21 protein-coding genes are annotated in these 21,268 nt (G+C 69.2%); 9 read left to right on the plus strand and 12 right to left on the minus strand.

Annotated elements, in window-relative coordinates; all coding sequences use genetic code 11:
• Positions 1-27: 27 nt before the first annotated feature.
• The 5 genes from LOKHON_RS06065 to LOKHON_RS06085 all read right to left on the minus strand — a co-directional run bounded on the left by LOKHON_RS06065 (position 28) and on the right by LOKHON_RS06085 (position 4,807).
• Entirely contained in the window at positions 28-270 is a 243-nt protein-coding gene (locus LOKHON_RS06065) for a BolA/IbaG family iron-sulfur metabolism protein (protein WP_017928367.1), read from the minus strand.
• Positions 271-361: 91 nt separating this feature from the next.
• The gene (gene purL / locus LOKHON_RS06070) at positions 362-2,551 is read right to left on the minus strand and encodes a phosphoribosylformylglycinamidine synthase subunit PurL (protein WP_017928368.1); all 2,190 of its coding nucleotides are present in this window, start codon (positions 2,549-2,551) and stop codon (positions 362-364) included.
• 81 nt (positions 2,552-2,632) lie between these two features.
• Positions 2,633-3,160 (minus strand): hypothetical protein, encoded by a 528-nt coding sequence (locus tag LOKHON_RS06075; RefSeq protein ID WP_017928369.1) that lies wholly within the window; start codon positions 3,158-3,160, stop codon positions 2,633-2,635.
• Positions 3,161-3,245: 85 nt separating this feature from the next.
• Positions 3,246-3,635 carry a glyoxalase superfamily protein gene (locus tag LOKHON_RS06080; RefSeq protein ID WP_017928370.1) on the minus strand — a complete coding sequence of 130 codons (390 nt, stop codon included), beginning with the start codon at positions 3,633-3,635 and terminating at the stop codon, positions 3,246-3,248.
• 266 nt (positions 3,636-3,901) lie between these two features.
• Positions 3,902-4,807 (minus strand): LysR family transcriptional regulator, encoded by a 906-nt coding sequence (locus LOKHON_RS06085; protein WP_017928371.1) that lies wholly within the window; start codon positions 4,805-4,807, stop codon positions 3,902-3,904.
• Positions 4,808-5,152: 345 nt separating this feature from the next.
• Here LOKHON_RS06085 and LOKHON_RS06090 point away from each other — a divergent pair, with 345 nt between their 5' ends.
• The 8 genes from LOKHON_RS06090 (at position 5,153) to LOKHON_RS06125 (ending at position 12,077) form a co-directional block, all read left to right on the plus strand.
• The gene (locus tag LOKHON_RS06090; protein WP_017928372.1) at positions 5,153-5,965 is read left to right on the plus strand and encodes a glutamate racemase; all 813 of its coding nucleotides are present in this window, start codon (positions 5,153-5,155) and stop codon (positions 5,963-5,965) included.
• An 80-nt stretch (positions 5,966-6,045) separates the two neighbouring features.
• On the plus strand, positions 6,046-7,074 hold the full coding sequence (gene argC / locus LOKHON_RS06095; protein ID WP_017928373.1) for an N-acetyl-gamma-glutamyl-phosphate reductase: 1,029 nt from the start codon (positions 6,046-6,048) through the stop codon (positions 7,072-7,074).
• Positions 7,074-7,532, plus strand: coding sequence for a cytochrome c maturation protein CcmE (gene ccmE, locus LOKHON_RS06100; RefSeq protein WP_017928374.1), 459 nt, complete (start codon positions 7,074-7,076; stop codon positions 7,530-7,532). Before argC ends, ccmE begins: the two co-directional genes overlap by 1 nt.
• 46 nt (positions 7,533-7,578) lie before the next feature.
• Complete coding sequence (locus LOKHON_RS06105; protein WP_017928375.1) at positions 7,579-8,190, plus strand: holin-associated N-acetylmuramidase; 612 nt, start codon at positions 7,579-7,581, stop codon at positions 8,188-8,190.
• A 54-nt stretch (positions 8,191-8,244) separates the two neighbouring features.
• Entirely contained in the window at positions 8,245-8,706 is a 462-nt protein-coding gene (locus LOKHON_RS06110; RefSeq protein ID WP_051585588.1) for a holin family protein, read from the plus strand.
• Between the two features lie 79 nt (positions 8,707-8,785).
• Positions 8,786-10,759 carry a heme lyase CcmF/NrfE family subunit gene (locus LOKHON_RS06115; RefSeq protein WP_017928377.1) on the plus strand — a complete coding sequence of 658 codons (1,974 nt, stop codon included), beginning with the start codon at positions 8,786-8,788 and terminating at the stop codon, positions 10,757-10,759.
• Entirely contained in the window at positions 10,756-11,208 is a 453-nt protein-coding gene (locus LOKHON_RS06120; RefSeq protein WP_017928378.1) for a cytochrome c-type biogenesis protein, read from the plus strand. Before LOKHON_RS06115 ends, LOKHON_RS06120 begins: the two co-directional genes overlap by 4 nt.
• 92 nt (positions 11,209-11,300) lie before the next feature.
• Entirely contained in the window at positions 11,301-12,077 is a 777-nt protein-coding gene (locus tag LOKHON_RS06125; protein ID WP_017928379.1) for an enoyl-CoA hydratase-related protein, read from the plus strand.
• Between the two features lie 7 nt (positions 12,078-12,084).
• On the opposite strand, the gene LOKHON_RS06130 is transcribed toward LOKHON_RS06125, so the two are convergent.
• The 3 genes from LOKHON_RS06130 to gltX all read right to left on the minus strand — a co-directional run bounded on the left by LOKHON_RS06130 (position 12,085) and on the right by gltX (position 15,936).
• The gene (locus LOKHON_RS06130; RefSeq protein ID WP_017928380.1) at positions 12,085-12,687 is read right to left on the minus strand and encodes a hypothetical protein; all 603 of its coding nucleotides are present in this window, start codon (positions 12,685-12,687) and stop codon (positions 12,085-12,087) included.
• 446 nt (positions 12,688-13,133) lie between these two features.
• Positions 13,134-14,429 (minus strand): citrate synthase, encoded by a 1,296-nt coding sequence (locus LOKHON_RS06135; RefSeq protein ID WP_017928381.1) that lies wholly within the window; start codon positions 14,427-14,429, stop codon positions 13,134-13,136.
• A 103-nt stretch (positions 14,430-14,532) separates the two neighbouring features.
• Positions 14,533-15,936, minus strand: a complete 1,404-nt coding sequence (gene gltX / locus LOKHON_RS06140) for a glutamate--tRNA ligase (protein ID WP_017928382.1) — start codon at positions 15,934-15,936, stop codon at positions 14,533-14,535.
• A gap of 51 nt (positions 15,937-15,987) precedes the next feature.
• Between gltX and LOKHON_RS06145 the strand changes: the two genes are divergently transcribed.
• Complete coding sequence (locus LOKHON_RS06145; protein ID WP_110549217.1) at positions 15,988-18,072, plus strand: ComEC/Rec2 family competence protein; 2,085 nt, start codon at positions 15,988-15,990, stop codon at positions 18,070-18,072.
• On the opposite strand, the gene lexA is transcribed toward LOKHON_RS06145, so the two are convergent.
• From lexA to trpC, 4 genes are all read right to left on the minus strand, one after another.
• Positions 18,066-18,746 carry a transcriptional repressor LexA gene (gene lexA / locus LOKHON_RS06150; RefSeq protein ID WP_017928384.1) on the minus strand — a complete coding sequence of 227 codons (681 nt, stop codon included), beginning with the start codon at positions 18,744-18,746 and terminating at the stop codon, positions 18,066-18,068. The two genes, LOKHON_RS06145 and lexA, sit on opposite strands and share 7 nt — an antisense overlap.
• A 70-nt stretch (positions 18,747-18,816) precedes the next feature.
• Entirely contained in the window at positions 18,817-19,989 is a 1,173-nt protein-coding gene (locus tag LOKHON_RS06155; protein ID WP_017928385.1) for a molybdopterin molybdotransferase MoeA, read from the minus strand.
• Positions 19,986-20,456, minus strand: a complete 471-nt coding sequence (gene moaC / locus LOKHON_RS06160) for a cyclic pyranopterin monophosphate synthase MoaC (protein WP_017928386.1) — start codon at positions 20,454-20,456, stop codon at positions 19,986-19,988. Before moaC ends, LOKHON_RS06155 begins: the two co-directional genes overlap by 4 nt.
• Positions 20,456-21,265 (minus strand): indole-3-glycerol phosphate synthase TrpC, encoded by an 810-nt coding sequence (trpC, locus tag LOKHON_RS06165; RefSeq protein WP_017928387.1) that lies wholly within the window; start codon positions 21,263-21,265, stop codon positions 20,456-20,458. The genes moaC and trpC overlap by 1 nt, the downstream gene beginning before the upstream one ends.
• Positions 21,266-21,268 lie beyond the last annotated feature (3 nt).

Consider the following 21,268-nt stretch of genomic DNA (forward strand, 5'->3'; position numbering starts at 1 on the left):
CTCGTGTCCTTTGCGGGAATGGGGGGGTCAGTCGGGCGCCTTGGTGGTCAGCGCCAGCGCGTGCAGATCGCCTGCGGGGCCGTCCATGCGGCCCTTGAGCGCGGCGTAGACGGCGCGTTGCTGCTGCACCCGATTCTGGCCGCGAAAGCTTTCGTCGATCACCTCGGCGGCGTAATGATTGCCGTCTCCGGCGAGATCGGTGATGGCAATCTTCGCCTCCGGAAAGCTCTCGCGGATCAGATCCTCGATTTCCTGTGCGCTCATCGCCATGGGGTCGTCCTCGCAGTTTGTGTCGCTTCAGATGTAGGCGGCGCCCCGGCGGCACGCAAGGCCGCCGCCGGGGCAGTGAGAGGGCCGGGGGTCAGACCGCCAGCTCGGCCTCGGCGTCCGGGATGTGCAGCGCGGTCTCGAAGGCGGTGCGATAAAGCCGCGACAGCCCGTCCAGCGGCGCGGTGGCCCCGCCAAGCGACACGGACCCGCCGCCGAACCGGCCGACGCGCGCCAGCGGCAAACCCGCCGCGCCCGCCGCCGCCTCCAGCAGCGCCGCGTTGTCTTCGTCGGCGGCGATCAGGTAGCGGCCCTGATCCTCGCCGAACAGCGCCGCGGTGCCGGTGACGCCGATCTCGACGCCCAGACCCGCGCCTTCGGCCATCTCGAAGGCCGCGAGCGCCAGGCCGCCATCCGACAGGTCGGTGCAGGCGCGGATCGCCGCGTGGTTGTCGCGCACGAAGAGCCCATGCGCGCGCTCGGCGTCCAGGTCGACATGCGGCGCGTCGCCCTCGTCGCGGCCCAGCATCTCCCAGATGAGCGCCGAGCGGCCCAGATGCCCCTCGGTGGTGCCCAGCACCAGCGCCACGTCGCCATCCTGCGGCGCGGTGCCGATGGCGCGGCCCGCCGTCTCGATCAACCCGACGCCGCCGATGGTGGGGGTGGGCAGGATGCCGGTGCCGTCGGTTTCGTTGTAGAGCGACACGTTGCCGGACACGATCGGCATGTCGAGCGCTTTGCAGGCCTCGCCGATGCCCTTGATGGCGCCGACCAGCTGACCCATGATCTCGGGCTTTTCGGGGTTGCCGAAGTTGAGGTTGTCGGTCGCGGCCAGTGGCTTGGCGCCGGTGGCGATCAGGTTGCGATAGGCTTCGGCCACCGCCTGCTTGCCGCCCTCATAGGGGTTCGCCTTGACGTAGCGCGGTGTGACGTCCGAGGTGAAGGCGAGCGTCTTGTCGGTGCCATGCACCCGCACCAGACCCGATCCCGCGCCCGGCGCGCGCGCCGTGTCGCCCATCACCATGTGGTCGTACTGCTCCCAGACCCACGACTTGCGCGCGTGGTTGGGCGAACCGATCAGCGCGCGCAGCCCGTCGATGGCATCGACCTCGTCGACCGGGCCGAGCGGCGCCGGGGCGGGGGTTTCGACCCATGGCCGGTCATATTCCGGCGCGGTGCCCGACAGCGCCTTCAAGGGCAGGTCGGCCTTGGTCTCGCCGCCATGCACGATCAGGAAGCGGTCCTCGGGGATCGTCTCGCCGACGATGGCAAAGTCGAGATCCCACTTGTCGAAGATCGCCCGCGCCTGCGTTTCCTTCTCGGGGCGCAGCACCATGAGCATCCGCTCCTGGCTTTCCGACAGCATCATCTCGTAGGCGGTCATCGCGTTCTCGCGGCAGGGCACGCGGTCGAGATCGAGCCGGATCCCGAGGTTGCCCTTGTCGCCCATCTCCACCGCCGAACAGGTGAGCCCGGCGGCCCCCATGTCCTGAATGGAAATCACCGCGCCAGAGGCCATCAGTTCGAGACACGCCTCCATCAGCCGCTTTTCGGTGAACGGGTCGCCGACCTGCACGGTGGGGCGCTTTTCCTCGATCGTGTCGTCGAACTCGGCCGAGGCCATGGTCGCGCCGCCGACGCCGTCGCGGCCCGTCTTGGCGCCCAGATAGACCACCGGCATGCCGACGCCGGAGGCGGCCGAGTAGAAGATCGCGTCGGCATCCGCGAGGCCGGCGGCAAAGGCGTTGACGAGGCAGTTGCCGTTATAGCTGGGGTGGAACCGCACCTCGCCGCCGACATTGGGCACGCCGAAGCAGTTGCCGTAGCCGCCGACACCCGACACGACGCCCGAAACGAGGCGGCGGGTCTTGGGGTGGTCGATCTCGCCGAAGCTGAGCGCGTTCATCGCCGCGATGGGGCGCGCGCCCATGGTGAACACGTCGCGCAGGATGCCGCCGACACCGGTGGCCGCGCCCTGATAGGGCTCGATATAGCTCGGGTGGTTGTGGCTCTCCATCTTGAAGACCACGGCCTGGCCGTCGCCGATATCGACGATGCCCGCGTTCTCGCCGGGGCCGCAGATCACCTGGCTGCCCTCGGTCGGCAGGGTCCGCAGCCATTTCTTCGACGACTTGTAGGAGCAGTGCTCGTTCCACATGGCCGAGAAGATGCCGAGCTCGGTAAAGCTCGGCTCGCGGCCGATGATCTCTAGGATGCGCGCGTATTCGTCGGGCTTGAGCCCGTGCGCGGCGATGAGGTCGTCGGTGATCTGGGGGTCGGACATGCGGGCGCTCTCCTGCTGGTCGCGCGCGTCATACAATCAGGCCGCCGCAGGGGAAAGCGGCTTTCGGCCGGGCGTGGCGGATCAGGCGGCGGTTTCGCGATGGCGCGCCGCCAGCCAGCCCCGCGCGCAGAACAGCACGAACAGCAGGACGCCCGCGTTCAGCGGCAGGGCCGGGGCGGGCGGATAGGCCAGAACGAGCGCCCCGAGGAGCGCCAGAAGCACCAGCGCCAGCGATCCGCGGCGGCTGCCGGGGCCGGGCCGCCCGACAAGGCCGCGCGGCGTCAGCAGCGTCAGCCCGGCGCCGGTCAGCGCCACGCTAAGAAGCAGCAGCGGGGGGATGTGGCCCAGCATCCAGTCGCGCGGCCCGGCCAGCCCGGCGAGATGCAGCGTTTCGATCAGCGGCGCGCAGAGCAGGGTGAACAGGTTGATCCCGAGCGCGATCCCGTCCGGCGCCCGCCGCCGCCATGCCAGCGCCGCGAAGACCGTGAGCGCGAGGGTGGCGCCGGTCCAGCCCGCAGCGCGCAGGTCGCCGGTGAACAGCCAGAGGGCCAGAAAGCCCAGACCCGGCCAGCTTTCGATAAAGGGCGGCAGGGGCTTGGATGGGGGCATGGCGGATCGCTCTCGAAAAGACACAACTATAAGGAGTGAACCGGAGAGCGATGCGCCGGGTCAAGCGTCGCCATTCCTCGGGCGATCAGCGTTCCTCGCAAAACCGCAGCCGGTTGGAGAAGGGGTCGATCACGATCATCTCGTCGCCCCATGGCCGGGTTTCGATGTCGGGGCGGGCGTTCGGGTTGCGCTTGGCGTGCAGCGCGTCGCGAAAGGCGCTCAGCCCCTCGACCGGAAGATAGGCCGCGGCGCCGGGGCTGGCATCGCCGTTATGGCCGGTCAGGTGCAGCACCGCGCCGCCGCGCGCGATCTCGGCGTAAAGCGGCCTTCCGGGGGCGAAGCGGTGCTCCCACTTCACGCGAAACCCGAGGAAATCGATGTAGAAGCTGCGGGCCAGCGCCTCGTCGAAAATCCGGAAGATCGGCACCGGCATCGCGAATCTGGGGGGCTGTGATTTCGGGTCGAAGTTCCGCATCGCGCCGCCCTTTCGTGCCGGTTGGCGACAGGGTGCGCCGGGCAGCGGGTCTCGGGCAAGCCGACAGGGCAAAAAAAAGCCGGGCACAACGGCCCGGCAAGTCCAACAGGGAGGTATGAAGCGATGCGCCGCAAAGCAGCATCGGCTTCGAAAGGTGAAATAGTGGGCACCAAGTGAACGATCAAGTTCAAAACCCCTGACATGGCGGCAACTCCGCCATGCGCCATGCGCATGACTGTTTGCCGGGCAGTTTTCGGGCGGTTTGCCTAATCCTGCGCCTGTTCGCGAAGTTTGCGGCGATGCGCCTGCACCTCCTCCTGCACGAAATCGCGAAAGGCGCCGACGCGCTTGGATTGGCGCAGCTCCTCGGGATAGGCGAGAAACACCGGCACCTCGCCGGATTCGAGATCCGGCAGCACCCGCAGCAGTCCCGGGAAATGCTCGTTGAGGTAATTGGGCAGCACGCCGACGCCGAGATTGTTGAGCACCGCCTGCAGCACCCCGAAATAGTTGTTCACGGTAAGCGTGGAGGGGATGTTGTGGGCCATCAGCTCCTGCACCATCGCCGCCCCGGCGGAGACCTGCGCCGAGCTGGGATTCTGACAGATCAGCCGGTGGTGTTCGAAATCCTCGACCCGCGCGATCGATCCCGCTGTGTCGAGATATTGCTGTGTCGCGTAAAGCCGCATCCGCACGTTCATCAGCCGCTTGCGGATCAGGTCGGCCTGGCTCGGCTCCTTCATGCGGATGGCCACGTCGGCCTCGCGCATCGGCAGGTCGAGCACGCGCTCCTCGAGGATCAGGTCGATCTTGAGGTTGGGGTAGCGTTCATAGAGCTTGGGCAGGCGCGGCGCCAGCCACAGCGTGCCGAAACCGATCGGCGTGGTCACCCGAAGCTCGCCGAAGACCTCTTCCTCGCTGTCGCGGATGCGCGCGGCGGCGGCGTCGAGCCGCTTGGTCATCGCCCGCGTCGCGTCGAACAGCAATTCGCCCTGCTCGGTCAGGATCAGCCCGCGCGCATGGCGGTGAAACAGCGTGGTGTTGAGCTGCTCTTCAAGGGCGCGGATCTGCCGGCTGACCGCCGACTGGCTCAGATGCAGCGAATCGCCCGCATGGGTGAGGCTGCCCGCATCCGCCACCGCATGAAAAATCCGCAGCTTGTCCCAGTCCATCGTTTCTCGCCCCGCCTGCTGTCATCCATCCGGACATCTATGGCCCGGTGCCGCGCTTGCAAAGCGCTTGCGCCGATTTCCGCCTTCACGCCAGAGACACCCCGCATACCATACCGGCAAAATATGGAATTTGCCGAATTTCTTGCCGTTGCCGGCGGGCGGGCGTCATCCCTGTGCCCTGCCTGTCTCACCGATCCGCCGCCGCCCGCCGCCATCCGCCGCCGTCCGGTCCGGGGGACGGACAAAGCACTGATGGATTTCCCCGGCAAAGCCCCGTATGTCCTTGGCCCTGAAGCCCGGCCGGAACCGGGCGTGAAAAGACGTGGCGAAAGGCGGGGTTGCGCGATGGCGGTCGGGATTTTCGATAGTGGCCTTGGCGGGCTCACGGTGCTGGGCGCGATCGAAAAGCGCCTGCCCGAGCTGCCCTTGGTCTATTACGGCGACAACGCCCATGCGCCCTACGGCGTGCGCACCGCCGACGACATCTATGACCTGACCACGCGCGCGACCGAGCGGCTGTTCGACGCGGGCTGCGATCTGGTGATCCTTGCCTGCAACACCGCGAGCGCCGCCGCGCTGCGCCGGATGCAGGAGGGCTGGGTGCCCAAGGGCAAGCGCGTGCTCGGCGTCTTCGTGCCGCTGATCGAGGCGCTGACCGAACGGCACTGGGGCGACAATTCGCCGCCGCGCGAGGTGGACGTGAAACATGTCGCGCTGTTCGCCACGCCCGCCACCGTGCGCTCCCGCGCGTTCCAGCGCGAGCTGGCCTTTCGCGCCATCGGCGTCGATGTCGAGGCGCAGGCCTGCGGCGGCGTGGTCGACGCGATCGAGGAGGGCGACCTGATCCTCGCCGAGGCGCTGGTGCGCAGCCATGTCGACGCGCTCAAGCGCAAGATGCCCGAACCCGACGCCGCGATCCTCGGCTGCACCCATTACCCGCTGATGGCCGAAACGTTCCAGGAGGCGCTCGGCCCGCGGGTCAAGGTGTTCAGCCAGGCCGATCTGGTGGCCGAGAGCCTTGCCGATTACCTTGTCCGCCGGCCCGAAATGGTCGGGCCGGGCACCGAGGCCGGGTTCCTGACCACCGGCAATCCGCGGCAGGTCTCGACCCGCGCGACCCAGTTCTTGCGCCGCAAGATCGATTTCGTCGCGGCGTGATGCCGCACGGTTTCGGCCGCGCCCGGCACTGGCGCGCGGCCTTGATGCTTCCCATCTGATACTCCGACAGGAGCCACGCCATGACCCATTCCGCCGCCATTCTCGGGGCCTCCGGCTATACCGGGGCCGAGCTCGTCCGCCTGATCGCGACCCATCCGGGGCTCGAGGTCGCGGCGCTGTCGGGCGACCGCAAGGCAGGCATGGCGATGGGCGAGGTGTTCCCGCATCTTGCGCATCTCGACCTGCCGGCGCTGTGCAAGATCGAGCAGATCGACTTCTCCGCCATCGACATCGTGTTCTGCGCGCTGCCGCACGCGATGAGCCAGGCGGTGATCGCGGATCTGCCGAAGGATCTGAAGATCGTCGATCTCTCCGCCGATTTCCGGCTGCGGGGTGATGGCGAATACGAGAAGTGGTACGGCAAGCCCCATGCCGCGATGGATCTGCAGGCAGAGGCGGTCTACGGCCTGACCGAATTCTACCGCGACGAGATCCGCGCGGCCCGGCTCGTTGCAGGAACGGGCTGCAACGCGGCGACCGTGCAGTTCGCGCTGCGTCCGCTGATCGAGAAAGAGCTAATCGATCTCGACGACATCGTCTGCGACCTCAAGAACGGGGTCTCGGGCGCGGGCCGCTCGCTCAAGGAAAACATGCTCTTTGCGGAGCGCAGCGAGGACGTGCTGGCCTATTCGGCGGGCGGCACGCATCGGCACTTGGGCGAATTCGATCAGGAATTCTCGGCCATCGCGGGGCGCGACGTGCGCATTCTCTTCACCCCGCACCTGGTGCCGGTGAACCGCGGCATCCTCGCCTCGTGCTACGTGAAGGGTGACGCGCAAGCCGTTCACGAGGCGCTGACATCGCGCTACGCCAATGAGCCGTTCCTGCGCGTGCTGCCCTTCGGCAAGCTGCCGGGGATGAGCCATGTGCAGGGGTCGAACTTCTGCCATCTGGGCGTCGCGGGCGACCGCGTCTCGGGCCGCACGCTCGTCGTCTCGACGCTCGACAATCTGTGCAAGGGTTCGTCGGGGCAGGCGCTGCAGAACGCCAATTTGATGCTCGGCCTGCCCGAAACCGAGGGGCTGATGCTGGCCCCGGTGTTTCCCTGATGCGCGGGCTGAAGAAGACCCGCCGGATCCAGGTGCTGGCGCTGGCCGCCGTGGCGCTGGTGCTCGCCACCGGGATCATCGGATACGCGATGCGCGACGGCATCAACTTCTTTCGCTCGCCCGCGCAGCTGGTGGCCGAGCCGCCCGCGCCGAACGAGGTGTTCCGCCTTGGCGGCCTGGTCGAGGACGGCACGCTGAAGCGCGGGCAGGGCGAAACGGTGACGTTCTCGGTCACCGACGGCACGGCCTCGGTGCCGGTCGCCTATACCGGCATCCTGCCAGACCTCTTCGAAGAGGGGCAGGGCATGGTCGGGCAGGGCCGCTGGACCGGAGAGCGGTTCGAGGCGATCGAGATCCTCGCCAAGCATGACGAAAGCTACATGCCCAAGGAGGTGATCGACGCGCTCGAAGAGCAGGGCGTCTACAAGGCACCGAACGCCGCGGCGGCGTCGAATTAACGAAGCTTAGGCACTCTTGCGTCCGGGATCACCGAAGGGGCGCGGAATGAAAAGCGTGGAAGAGATCGCGGCACGGATCGTCGCGCGCGAAGGCGGATATGTCGACGACCCCGACGATCCGGGCGGGGCGACGAAACACGGCGTCACCATCGGCACGCTGCGGCGGCTCGGGCTCGATCTCGACGGGGATGGCGCGGTCACCAAGGCCGATGTGAAGCGGCTGACACCCGCGCAGGCCACCGACATCTTCATCGAGCATTACTACCGCCGCCCGCGCATCGACGCGCTGCCCGAAAGCCTGCGGGCCTCGGTGTTCGACATGTATGTCAATTCCGGCGCCCACGCGGTGAAGATCCTGCAACGGCTTTTCGTGGCGATGCGCATTCCGGTCGCGGTCGACGGCATCATCGGGCCGCAGACCATCGCCGCGGCGGCCCGCGCGCAGGCGGCCGCGCCCGATCATCTCGCCGACGCCTACGGCATCGCGCGGCGCAACTACTATTACAGCCTCGCCGATCGCCGCCCGGCGAGCCGCAAATACGCCCGCCGCCGCGATGGCGGCAAGGGCGGCTGGATCACCCGGGCCGAAGAGTTCATCTCGCCGCGCTATCACCTGAGCGAGGCGGCGCATCGCGAACGGGTGGCGGCATGGGGATGACCGGCGGGGGTGATCGGCGGGATATTCACCACGCTGTTCGGGGCGCGCCGCAACATGGTGGTCGACACGGTCGAGGCGTTTCGCGAAAACGCCGAAGGCCGGGCGGCGCGTGCCGCCACGCAGCGTTCCGAGGCGCTGGCGCAGTTCGCCGCCGAAATGGCGCGCGCGCGGCGCGGCGGCTGGGACCGGTTCATCGACGGGCTGAACCGGCTGCCGCGCCCCATGATGGCCTTCGGCACGCTGGGGCTGATCGGGGCGGCAATGGCCGACCCGGCCTGGTTCTCCGCCCGGATGCAGGGGCTGGCGCTGGTGCCCGAACCGTTGTGGTGGCTGATGGGGGCGATCGTCAGCTTCTACTTCGGGGCGCGGATGCAGAGCCACGGCCAGAGCTTCGAGCGCGAGATGGCCGCGGCGCTGGCCCGGATGCAGACGCGGCCCCCCGCCCCTGCGGGGCATGGGCCGCCCCGCGCGGACGCCAACCCGGCGCTCGAGGACTGGTGGCGCACGCAGGCGTGACCGCTGCGGCGCTTTGGCGCGACGATCCGCTCCCGGCGCGCGATAGCGCCGGGCGGGCGGATCGGTTACAAGCTTGGCTATGTTGATCGAACTCGGACATTTCGCCCTGATTCTGGCCTTTGCCACCGCCATCGTGCAGATGGTGGTGCCGCTCATCGGCGCACAAAAGGGCTGGCGTGGCTGGATGGGCGTGGCCGAGCCCGCCGCCACCGCGCAATTCGCGCTCACCGGTTTCGCCTTCGCGGCGCTGACGGTGGCCTTCGTCACCTCGGACTTCTCGGTAAAGCTGGTGGTGGACAATTCCCATTCGCTCAAGCCGATGCTCTACAAGATCAGCGGCGTCTGGGGCAACCACGAGGGGTCGCTGCTGTTGTGGCTGCTGATCCTCGCGGGGTTCGGCGCCAGCGCCGCGTGGTTCGGCGGCAACCTGCCAGACCGGCTGCGCGCCCGCGTGCTGGCGGTGCAGGCCTCGATCGGCGTGGCCTTCGGGGCGTTCTTGCTGTTCACCTCGAACCCGTTCCTGCGCGTGGCCACGCCGCCCTTCGACGGGCGCGATCTCAACCCGCTCCTGCAGGACCCCGGCCTCGCCTTCCATCCGCCGTTTCTCTATCTCGGCTATGTCGGTCTCTCGATGGCGTTTTCCTTCGCCGTCGCCGCCCTGATCGAAGGCCGGGTCGATGCCGCCTGGGCGCGCTGGGTCCGGCCCTGGACGCTGGCGGCGTGGCTGTTTCTGACCGTCGGCATCGCGCTGGGCTCCTGGTGGGCCTATTACGAGCTGGGCTGGGGCGGCTTCTGGTTCTGGGATCCGGTCGAGAACGCCTCCTTCATGCCATGGCTGCTCGCCGCCGCGCTCCTGCATTCGGCGATCGTCACCGAAAAGCGCGAGGCGCTCAAAAGCTGGACCGTGCTTCTGGCGATTCTCGCCTTCAGCTTCTCGCTCTTGGGCACCTTCATCGTCCGCTCCGGCGTGCTGACGAGCGTGCATGCCTTTGCCACCGATCCGGCGCGCGGGGTGTTCATCCTCGCGATCCTCGCGGTCTTCACCGGCGGCGCGCTGACGCTCTATGCGGCGCGGGCGCATGCGATGGAGGCCAAGGGCGTGTTCGGGCTGGTCAGCCGCGAGTCCGCGCTGGTGGCCAACAACGTGCTGCTCGCGGTGTCGGCCATGGTGGTCTTCGTCGGCACGGTCTGGCCGCTGGTGGCCGAGATGGCCTTCGACCGGGTGCTCTCGGTCGGCCCGCCCTTCTTCGACGCGGCCTTCACGCCGTTCTTCGTGGCGCTCGGGCTGCTCTTGCCCTTTGGCACGCTGCTGGCGTGGAAGCGCGCGACCGGGCGCCGGGTGCTGCGCCAGCTCTGGCCCGCCGCCGTGCTCGCGGGGGCGCTGCTGCTCATGGGCTATGCGCTGGGGTCGGGCCGCTCGGCGCTCGGGCCGCTGGGCCTTGCGCTTGGCGGCTGGGTGATCGGTGGCGCGGGCGTCGATCTGTGGTCGCGCACCGGGCGCGGCGGGGCGGTGGCGCGGCTTGGCCGCCTGCGGCGGCTGCCGCGCGCCGATTGGGGGCGCGGGCTGTCGCATGGCGGGCTCGGCGTCACCATCATCGGCATCGCGGGGCTGCTCGCCTGGCAGCAGGAGGACATCCGCATCGCCGAGATCGGCGACAGCTGGACCCTCGGGCGCTATGAGCTGACCCTCGACGCGGTGCGCGAGACCGAGGGGCCGAACTACATCACCACCATGGGCGATCTCACCGCGCGGGTGGACGGCGAAAAGATCGCGACGCTGCACCCCGAAAAGCGGTTCTACCCGGTGGCGGGCATGCCCACCAGCGAGGCCGGGATCGATGGCGGGATCTGGCGCGATCTCTACATCGTCATCGGCGATCCGCAGGAGGGCGGCGGCTGGGCCGTGCGCAGCCACATCAAGCCGATGGCGGCGTGGATCTGGGGCGGCTCGATCCTGATGGCGCTGGGCGGCGTGGTCTCGCTGTCGGATCGGCGGATGCGCGTGGCGGCGGGGGCGCGGCGCAAGTCGCCCGCGCCGGTGGCGGCGCAATGAGGCGGGCGGCGCTCCTGCTCGCGGCGACGCTCGCGCTTGCCGCGCCCGCCTTCGCGGTCGAGCCCGACGAGGTGCTCGACGATCCGGCGCTGGAGGCGCGCGCGCGCGACATCAGCGCCGGGCTGCGCTGCCCGGTCTGCCGCAACGAGAGCATCGACGAAAGCAATGCCGGCGTGAGCCGCGACCTGCGCCTTTATGTGCGCGAGCGGCTGCTGGCGGGCGACAGCGACGCGCAGGTGATGCGCGCCGTGGTCGATCGCTACGGCGAATACGTGCTGCTCAGGCCCGATGCGTCGGGCGCCAACCTGATCCTGTGGCTCGCGGCGCCGGGGCTGTTGATCGTCGCGGGCGGCGTGGCCTTCGTGTCGATCCGCCGCCGCGCCTCGGGCCCCGAGGACCGGTTGTCGGAGGAGGAGGAAGCCAAGCTCAGGGATATCCTGAAACCCTGACGGTTTCCCGGCGCCCGTCCTGACGCTTGGTTGCCCCTTTCGCCGCGCGGGCGCGCCTGTAGGCTTCGCGCGGGACTTAGGGGAGACCATCCATGGAATACCAGACGATCAGCCTCGCGCTGGAGGACGGCGTGGCGCTGCTGACGCTCGACCGCCCGGCGGTGATGAACGCGCTCAACACCCAGATGCGGGCCGAGATCACCCATGCGCTGCGCAATCTCGACGCCGCGGCGCGGGTGCTGGTGCTGACCGGGGCGGGGCGGGCCTTCTGCTCGGGGCAGGATCTGGGCGATACCGGCAATGCCAACGCCACCGATCTCGAACGGGTGCTGCGCGACGAATACGTGCCGATGCTCATGGCGCTGCGCGACCTGGCCGTGCCGAGCATCGCCGCCGTCAACGGCGCGGCGGCCGGGGCGGGGGCCAACCTCGCGCTGGCCTGCGACGTGGCGATCGCCTCGGAGGCGGCGCATTTCACCCAAGCCTTCACCCGGATCGGGCTGATCCCCGACGCGGGCGGCACATGGACCCTGCCGCGGCAGGTCGGCACGGCGCGGGCGATGGGCGCGATGCTGTTCGCCGACCGGATCCCGGCGCGGCAGGCGGCGGATTGGGGAATGATCTACGAGGCGGCGACGGAGGCCGATTTCGAGGAGCGCTGGCGCGCCCGCGCGGCCCAGCTCGCGGCGGGGCCGACCGAAACCTACCGCCAGCTGCGCGAAGCGATGCGCGCGAGCCCCGAGGCCAGCTTCGAAGAGCAGCTCGCCACCGAGGCGCGCCACCAGGGCGTCTGCGGCCGCAGCCGCGATTTCAGGGAAGGGGTGGTCGCCTTCGTCGAAAAGCGGGCGCCGCGCTTCGAAGGCCGCTGAGCGCGGCTCAGGCGGCGTTGCCCAGCGGCGCCGCCAGACGCGACACGAATTCGTCGAACACGCCGCCGAAGACCGACCCGTCGGTCGAGGCCGCGACCCGGTCCCGGCGCGCGGGGCGGGCGGGCAGGCAACCTTCGATCACGAAACCCGCGCAGGGCGCGTGGTTCGCCGCCGTCGGCACCAGGTGCAGCGCGAAGGCCCGGCCCGCCAGGTCGTCGAGCGTGATGCTCAGGCTGTCATGCGCGAGATGCACGGCGGTGTCGCGCGGCGCCCGACCACGCTGCGCCTGCTGCGCCCGGCAGAAGCTGGCGCCGCAATCGAAGCCACGCGCCGCGTCGCCGGTGGCCCGCACCCGCCCGGCCGAGAAGTTCTGCCCGCGCAGCCGCGGCCCGGTCAGGCTCAGCCCCGCCAGCAGTTCGTGATCGGCGAAATCGAACACCAGCGCGGCAAGCCCGAGCCCCTGGCCCGCATCGTCGTTCATCCGCAGGTCGATCGTGATCCCGCCATCGGCCGTCTCATGCAGAGCGACATGCACCTGAACGTCCCGGCCGAAAGTGGCGTCGGCGGATTCGGGGGTGGGGGTGAACTGCATCGCGATATGAGCCGACATTGAACTATCCTTTCGGTCGAACCTGAAGATCTGCACTCGTTGAAGTGAACGCATTCTGTATCGCCGCGAATTGCGGCATTCAGGTGGCAAGGTTCGCTCTGGGTCTGAAAATGCCCTTTTTCTCCAATCACTTAGCCCAATGGATAGGTCTCCACGGTATAGGTCATCTATACGAAAGAGAGCGGCTGCGAGATTTCTTCAGGAAAACGGAGTCTCTTCCGAGAGACCTGTATCGGGGGACATGTCCCGATGGACAGGTGTCCGCGTGAACAATGAAATTCGCAGGTCGCGATTGGTTCGCGACCTGCCCGCCGCGTCAAAAAGGGCCGAATACGGTGTCGAAACGTGGCGCAAAGATGGCGTTTCAGCCCGGTGCCGCAACGTGAAAAGGGCCCGGCGATTCCGCCGGGCCCTCTCATGCATCCTGTGCCGAACCGGAAAACGGATCAGCGCTTTTCGATGTCGACATAGTCGCGCTGCGCCTCGCCGAGATAGAGCTGGCGCGGGCGGCCGATCTTGAGCTGCGGATCCGCGAGCTGCTCCTTCCACTGCGACACCCAGCCGACGGTGCGCGCCAGCGCGAAGATCGGCGTGAACATCGAGGTCGGGAAGCCCATCGCGTCGAGGATGATGCCCGAGTAGAAATCGACGTTCGGGTAGAGCTTCTTCTCGGCGAAGTAGGGATCCTCGAGCGCGACGCGCTCCAGCTCCTTGGCGACCTGAAGCGTCGGATTGTTCTCGACGCCGAGCAGGTCGAGCACCTCGTCCGCGCTCTCCTTCATCACCTTCGCGCGCGGGTCGAAGTTCTTGTAGACCCGGTGGCCGAAGCCCATCAGGCGGAACGGATCGTTCTTGTCCTTCGCGCGGGCGATGAACTCGGGGATCCGGTCGGGCGTGCCGATCTCGCGCAGCATCTCGAGGCAGGCCTGGTTGGCGCCGCCATGCGCAGGGCCCCACAGGCAGGCGATGCCGGCCGCGATGCAGGCAAACGGGTTCGCGCCCGAGGACGAGGCCAGCCGCACGGTCGAGGTCGAGGCGTTCTGCTCGTGATCGGCATGCAGGGTGAAGATCCGGTCCATCGCGCGGGCGAGGATCGGGTTCACCTCGTATTCCTCGGCCGGGACGCTGAAGCACATGCGCAGGAAGTTCGACGCGTAGTCGAGATCGTTGCGCGGATACACGAAGGGCTGACCGATCGAGTACTTGTAGGCCATCGCCGCGATGGTCGGCATCTTGGCGATCAGGCGGATCGAGGCGACCTCGCGCTGGTGCTCGTCGTTGATGTCGGTGCTGTCGTGGTAGAAGGCCGACATCGCGCCGACCACGCCGACCATGGTGGCCATGGGATGCGCGTCGCGGCGGAAGCCGCGGAAGAAGTTGTGCATCTGCTCGTGGATCATCGTGTGACGCGTCACCAGCGTCTCGAATTCCTCGAGCTTGGCGGCCGAGGGCAGCTCACCGTAAAGCAGCAGGTAGCACACCTCGAGGTAATGCGATTCCTTGGCGAGCTGACCGATCGGATAGCCGCGATGCGTCAGCACGCCCGCTTCGCCATCGATATAGGTGATGGTGCTGTCGCAGGACGCGGTCGAGGTGAAGCCCGGGTCATAGGTGAAGACGCCCGCCTGCGCATAGAGCTTGCGGATGTCGATGACCTCGGGCCCGTCGGTGGGGGCGTACATCGCCAGATCAAAGCTTTCGCCGTCGATCGTCAGCTTGGCGGTTTTCGTGGTTTCGGCCATTCAGGTCCCCTTCATGTTCCCGCCGCCGCCACGGGCGGCGCGCGACTCAGATCTCTCGATGCCGCGCTGCCACATAGTTTCGGGCGGAAGGCGGGCCAGTCTCTCAGGCCGCCGCGTCCCCGATCCGTGCCACGCTTTCGTCGCGGCCGAGCACAAGCATCATGTCGAATACGCTGGGGCTGACCATGCGCCCCGCCAGCGCCGCGCGAAGCGGCCCTGCAATCTTGCCCAAGCCAAGGCCATGCACCTCGGCCAGAGCGGTCACAACCCCCTCCAGCGCCTCCCGCTCCCAGCTAGCAGTTTGCAGCTGCGGCGTCAATTCTGCCAGTATACCACGGGATACATCATCCAGCGCCTTGGCCGATTTCGCATCCGGCTCGATCGGCCGTTCGGTGAGGACGAAATGAGCCTTTTCAAGAAGTTCCGGGAAAATCTTGGCCCGGTCCTTGAGATGCGGCATCGCCCGCAGGAGCCCGTCGCGCTGCGCCCGGGTCAACGAAAGCTGCCCCGTCGCGTCGAGGAAAGCTTCGGTTTCATGCAGCAGCGCGGCATCGTCCGCGACGGCGATGTGCTGGCGGCAGAGGTTTTCGAGCTTCTTGGTATCGAAGCGCGCCGGCGATTTGCCGATGCCGCCCAGATCGAACCAGTCGCGCGCCTCGGCATCCGAGAAGAACTCGGCGTCGCCATGGCTCCAGCCGAGCCGGGTGAGATAGTTGCGCATCCCCGCCGCCGGGTAGCCCATCTGCTGGTATTCCGCGGCCCCCGTCGCACCATGGCGCTTCGACAGCTTCTTGCCATCGGGTCCGAAGATCAGCGGCACATGGGCGAAGACCGGCAGGTCCCAGCCCATGGCGCGGTAGATCATCGCCTGCCGGAACGCGTTGGTCATGTGGTCGTCGCCCCGGATCACGTGGGTCACGCCCATGTCGTGATCGTCGACGACGACGGCGAGCATGTAGACCGGCGAGCCGTCCGAGCGCAAAAGCACCATGTCGTCGAGCTGGTCGTTGCCGATGGTGATTTCGCCCTGCACCTCGTCGCGGATGGTGGTGGCGCCGTCGCGCGGCGCCTTGATGCGGATCGCGAAGGGGGCGTCGGGGTGATCGGCCTCGGCCACGTCGCGCCAGGGCGAGCGGAACAGCGTCGAGCCGCCCTTGGCACGGGCCTCCTCGCGGAACGCCTCGATCTCTTGCTGGGTCGAAAAGCACTTGTAGGCCGTGCCATCGGCCAGCATCCGGCGGGCCACCTCGGCGTGGCGCTCGGCGCCCGCCGCCTGGCTGATCGGTTCGCCGTCCCAGTCGAGCCCGAGCCATGTCAGCCCGTCGAGAATGGCCTGCGTGTTCTCGGGCGTGGAGCGGGCGCGGTCGGTGTCCTCGATGCGCAGCAGGAACTTGCCGCCGCGGCCACGGGCATAGAGCCAGTTGAACAGCGCGGTGCGCGCGCCGCCGATATGCAGCGCGCCGGTGGGAGAGGGGGCGAAGCGGGTGACGACCGGGGTCTGGGACATGTCGGGGAGATTTAACCTTTCGCTAACCATGCTGGGCGCAGCCTTGCTTGCATGGGGGATACTCAGGTCGGGGCACGGAAACAAGCATGGCTCATCGGGGCGGTTTTGGCCTGCTTCGCGCGGGGCGCGGCGGCGCTGGCGCGGCAGCGCGGATCGCTCGCCTGCTGGGCGCCGGTCTGTCTTGGCGCCGGGATCGGCCTCTGGTTCGCGCAGCATGACGAACCGGGTGCCGCCGTCTACGGCGCCGCGGCGGGGCTGGCGGCGCTGTGCGTCATGGCGCGGTTCGTGTTGCGGCGCTCGGCCTATGCGGCGCTGGCGACGGGCGGGCTGCTGGTCTGCGCGGGGTTGTTGCTGGCGGGGGCGCGGGCGCATGGGCTCGCCGCGCCGGTGCTGGGATTTCGCTATTACGGCCCGGTGGAGGGGCGGATCGTCGAGATCGACCGCGCCCAGAGCGACGTGCTGCGGATCACGCTCGACCGGGTGCGGCTCGACGATGTGCGCGGCGTGCCCGAGCGGGTGAGATTGTCGCTGCACGGCCCGGTGGTGGCGCCGCTCGCGCCCGGCGCGCGGGTGATGACGACCGCGCATCTGTCGCCGCCGCCGGGCCCGGCGGAGCCGGGAGGCTTCGATTTTCGCCGCCACGCGTGGTTCGCCCGGCTCGGCGCGGTGGGCTATAGCCGGGTGCCGGTGCTGCTGGCCTCGACCCGCGGGGCCGATGGCGCATGGCTGGCGCGGATCAGGGCCCGGCTCAGCGCCGCGATCCGGGCGCGGATCGACGGCGCGGCGGGCGGCTTTGCCGCCGCCGTCACCACCGGCGACCGCTCCGGGCTGGGGCGCGCGGCGAATGACGCGATGCGCGAGGCCAATCTCTATCACCTCGTCTCGATCTCGGGGATGCACATGGCGATGCTGGCGGGCTTCGTGTTCTGGCTGGTGCGCGCCGCGATCGCCGCCGTGCCGCCGCTGGCGCTCCGGCTCGACGCGCGCAAGATCGCCGCGGCCACGGCATTGCCCGCCGCCGCCTTCTACCTCGCGCTGGCGGGGCGCGACGTGGCGACGGAACGCGCCTTCGTCATGGTCGCGGTGAGCTTGGGCGCGGTGCTGGCCGACCGGCGGGCGCTGTCCTTGCGGGGGCTCGCCATCGCGGCGCTGATCGTGCTGGGGCTGCGGCCCGAAACGCTCCTGAACCCCGGTTTCCAGATGTCCTTTGCCGCGGTGCTGGCGCTGGTGGCCGTCATGGGCCGCCTGCCGCCGGGCTGGCACCGGCCACGCGGCCTCGCGCGGCTGTGGATGCCGGTGGCGTTGTTGTCGCTGACCTCGATCGTGGCGGGCGGCGCCACCGCGCCCTTCGCCGCCGCGCATTTCAACCGCGTCGCCCATTACGGGCTGATCGCCAACCTCGCCGCCGCGCCCGCCATGGGCATTCTCGTCATGCCCGGCGCGGTGATCCTCGCGGTGACCGGGCCGCTCGGGCTCGACCAGCCGGCGGTGTGGATGATCGATTACGGCGCGCGCTGGATATTATGGGTGAGCGCGCGGATCGCCGCGCTCGACGGGGCCAGTTCGGCGGTGATCGCGCCGCCGGGCGTGGTCGTGACGCTGGTGGCGCTGGGCGGGCTGTGGCTGGTGCTGTGGCAGGGGCGGGGCCGGGTGGCGGGGCTGGTGCCGCTGGCGCTCGCCGCCGGGCTCTGGCTGCGGGCCGACCGGCCCGACCTGCTGGTGAGCGACAGCGGCGCGCTGGTCGGGCTGATGACCGGGGAGGGGCGGGCGCTGTCGAAGCCCAGGGGCGATGGTTTCGCCGCGCGGGCCTGGCTGGAGAATGATGGCGACGGGCGCGCGCAGGCCCAGGCGCATGATCCGCGCGCCCTGCGCCGGGTCGAGCGGGTGCTGCGGCTGCGGCTGGGCGAGACGACGATCGTTCAGGTGACCGGCAAGACCGCGCTGGCCGCGCTGAGAGGCTGTGGCGGCGCCGATATCCTGATCGCCAACCAGCCCGATCCCGCGCCGCGCCCCTGCCTGCGCTTCGACGCGCGCCGGCTGCGCGACACCGGCGCGCTCGCGCTCCGGTTCGGGCCGGAGGGGCTGCGCATCGAGACGGTGGCCGACCGCGCCGGCCGCCGCCTGTGGGTTCAGTAGCTGCGGATCAGCCCGACCAGCCGGCCCTGCACGCGGACCTGTTCGTCGCTGTAGATCCGGGTTTCATAGGCCGGGTTCGCGGCTTCGAGCGCGATGCGCTTGCCGTTGCGGCGGAACCGCTTGAGCGTCGCCTCCTGATCCTCGATCAGCGCCACGACGATGTCGCCATTGTCGGCGGTGCCGGTTTCGCGGATCACCACCACGTCGCCGTCATTGATCCCGGCCTGGATCATCGAATCGCCCCGCACCTCGAGCGCGTAGTGATTGCCGGAGCCGAGCATCGTGCCGGGCACCGCGATCTCGTGGCTCACCTCGCTGATCGCGGAGATCGGCACACCGGCGGCGATCCGGCCCATCACCGGCAGGTTCAGCGCCAGCGCCGCGATGTCGGCGGGCATGTCGGCGGGCTTGGGATCGGGTTCGGGCGCCGCGTGCTCGGCGGCGAGCCGCGCCTCCATCGCCTCGGGCAGCTTGAGGATTTCGAGCGCCCGCGCCCGGTGCGCGAGACGGCGGATGAAGCCACGCTCCTCGAGCGCGGTGATCAACCTGTGGATGCCGGATTTGGACCGAAGATCGAGCGCGTCCTTCATTTCGTCGAAGGAGGGCGGAACGCCGTCGGCCTTGATCCGCCGGTGGATGAATTCCAGCAGGTCGGATTGTTTACGGGTCAGCATGGTTGCCCCTTTATGCGCGCAGACGGTTGGGGATCCGTTCTATGACTGTTCCCGTTTTGTGTCAAGCCCTTCAAAGCGCTATGACATCGACCGTTTCGCCCGCGGCGCGCGCGGGATCGTGCGGTGGTTGCACGATCAGGCAATCGGCCTGCGCCAGCACCGACAAAAGCGAGCTGTCCTGCTTGGAAAACGCGGTGACGCCATCGGGCCCGGTGGCGGCGCGCAGGTAATGTTCGCGCGGGCCGTTGGCGGCCAGCGGCGCGGCCAGCCGGGCCAGGCGGCGCGGGGCGGGCGCGGGGGCGAGACCCGAGAGCGCGCGGATCAGCGGCACCAGAAACACATGCGCGCAGACCATCGACGAGACCGGGTTGCCCGGCAGCCCCAGAAGCAACGCTTCGCCGAAACGGCCCGCCATCAGCGGCTTGCCCGGGCGCAGCGCGACCTTCCAGAAGGCGCGTTCCATCCCGGCTTCGGCCGCCGCGTCGCCCACGAGATCATGATCGCCGACCGAGGCGCCGCCGATGGTGACGACGATGTCGGCGCCGCGCGCCAGGTCGAAGGCCTGTGCCAGCGCGCCCATGCTGTCGCCCGCGATCGGCAAAAGCCGGGCCGTGCCGCCCGCCTGCTCGACGATGCCGTGCAGCCCATAGGCGTTCGACGCGATGATCTGGTCGGGGCGCGGATCGCCGCCCGGCGCCACCAGCTCGTCGCCGGTGGCGATGATCGCCACCTCGGGGCGGCGCGACACGGTAAGCCGGTCGGCGTTCATCGACGCCGCAAGCGCGATGTCGGCGGGGCCGAGCAGGCGCGGTGCGCCAAGCGCGTCACCGGCGCCAAAATCCACGCCCGCGGGCCGGATGTTGCGGTTGTCGGAGATGCCGTCGCCAAGGATGACATGGTCGCCGTCGCGGCGCGTGTCCTCCTGGATCACCACGCGGTCGGCGCCTTCGGGCACCGGCGCGCCGGTGAAGATGCGCAGCGCCTCGCCGGGGCCGACCCGCCCGGCAAAGGCGTGGCCCGCCGCGGCCTCGCCCGCCACCAAAAGCCGCGCGCCGGGGGCGAGATCGGCCTCGCGGATCGCGTAGCCATCCATCGCCGAGGCGGCAAACGGCGGCTGGTCGCGCATCGCTATCACCGGGGCGCGCAGCACCCGGCCCCGTGCGGCGGTCAGCCCGACCTCCTGTGTGGGCAGCGGCGAGACCAGCGCGAACAGCCGGTCGAGAGCCTCGGAGACCGGGATCACGCCTCCCAGCGCCCCGATTTCCCGCCCTCTTTGAGCGCGAGCCGGATGCCGCCGATCTCCATGCCTTTTTCCGCCGCCTTGAGCATGTCGTAGATGGTGAGCCCGGCGACGGAGACGGCGGTGAGCGCCTCCATCTCGACCCCGGTGCGCCCCGTGGTGCGCACCGTCGCGGTGATCCGCACGCCGGGCAGATCCGCGTCGGGCTCAAGCTCCAGCGTCACCTTCGACAGCGGCAGCGGGTGGCATAGCGGGATCAGCTCGGCGGTCTTCTTGGCCGCCATGATCCCGGCGAGACGGGCGGTGCCCAGCACGTCGCCCTTTCCCGCGCGCCCCTCGCGCACGAGATCGAGCGTCGCGGGCGTCATCTTCACGACGCCTTCGGCTACGGCGCGCCGGTCGGTCACCTGCTTGTCGGTGACATCGACCATGTGGGCACGGCCCGCGGCGTCGAAATGCGTCAGCGGCATCAGGCGCCGCCCGGCGCGGTGAGCGGGCGCGACAACAGCGACCTCGTGGCCGAGGTCACGTCGTCCTGCCGCATCAGGCTTTCGCCGATCAGGAAGCTGCGCACGCCGTAGCGCGCCATCTCGGCGAGATCGGCGGGCGTCGACAGCCCGCTTTCGCCGACGATCATCCGGTCGACCGGCACGTGCTTGGCCAGCTTGCGCGTCACGTCGAGCGAGGTCTCGAAGGTGTTCAGGTCGCGGTTGTTGATGCCGATCATCTTGGAGTTCAGCTCGGCGGCGCGCTCCAGCTCGGCATGGTCGTGCACCTCGATCAGCGCGTCCATGCCCCAGCGTTCGGCGGCCTCTTCGAGCTCGCGCGCCTGCGCGTCCGACACGCTGGCCATGATGATCAGGATGCAGTCGGCCCCGAGCGAGCGGCTCTCGGCCACCTGCCACGGATCATAGAGGAAATCCTTGCGCAGCACCGGCAGCGAGGTCTCGTCGCGCGCCTGCACGAGATATTCGTCGGCGCCCTGGAAGGACGGCCCGTCGGTCAGCACCGACAGGCAGGCCGCACCGCCATCCTCATAGGCGCGGGCGAGCGCGGGCGGATCGAAATCGGCCCGGATCAGACCCTTGGAGGGGCTGGCCTTCTTGATCTCGGCGATGAGGCCGTAGCCTTCGCGCGCGGCCTCGGTCAGGCGGGCGGCAAAGCCGCGGGGGGCGGGGGCCTGCGCGGCGCGCGCCTCGATATCGGCCTGCGGCAGTTCCGCCTTGCGGGCCGCGACCTCTTCGAGCTTGTAGGCCTTGATCTTGTCGAGAATGTCCATGGG

The sequence above is a fragment of the Limimaricola hongkongensis DSM 17492 genome (assembly GCF_000600975.2).
In the GTDB taxonomy this organism is placed as follows: domain Bacteria; phylum Pseudomonadota; class Alphaproteobacteria; order Rhodobacterales; family Rhodobacteraceae; genus Limimaricola; species Limimaricola hongkongensis.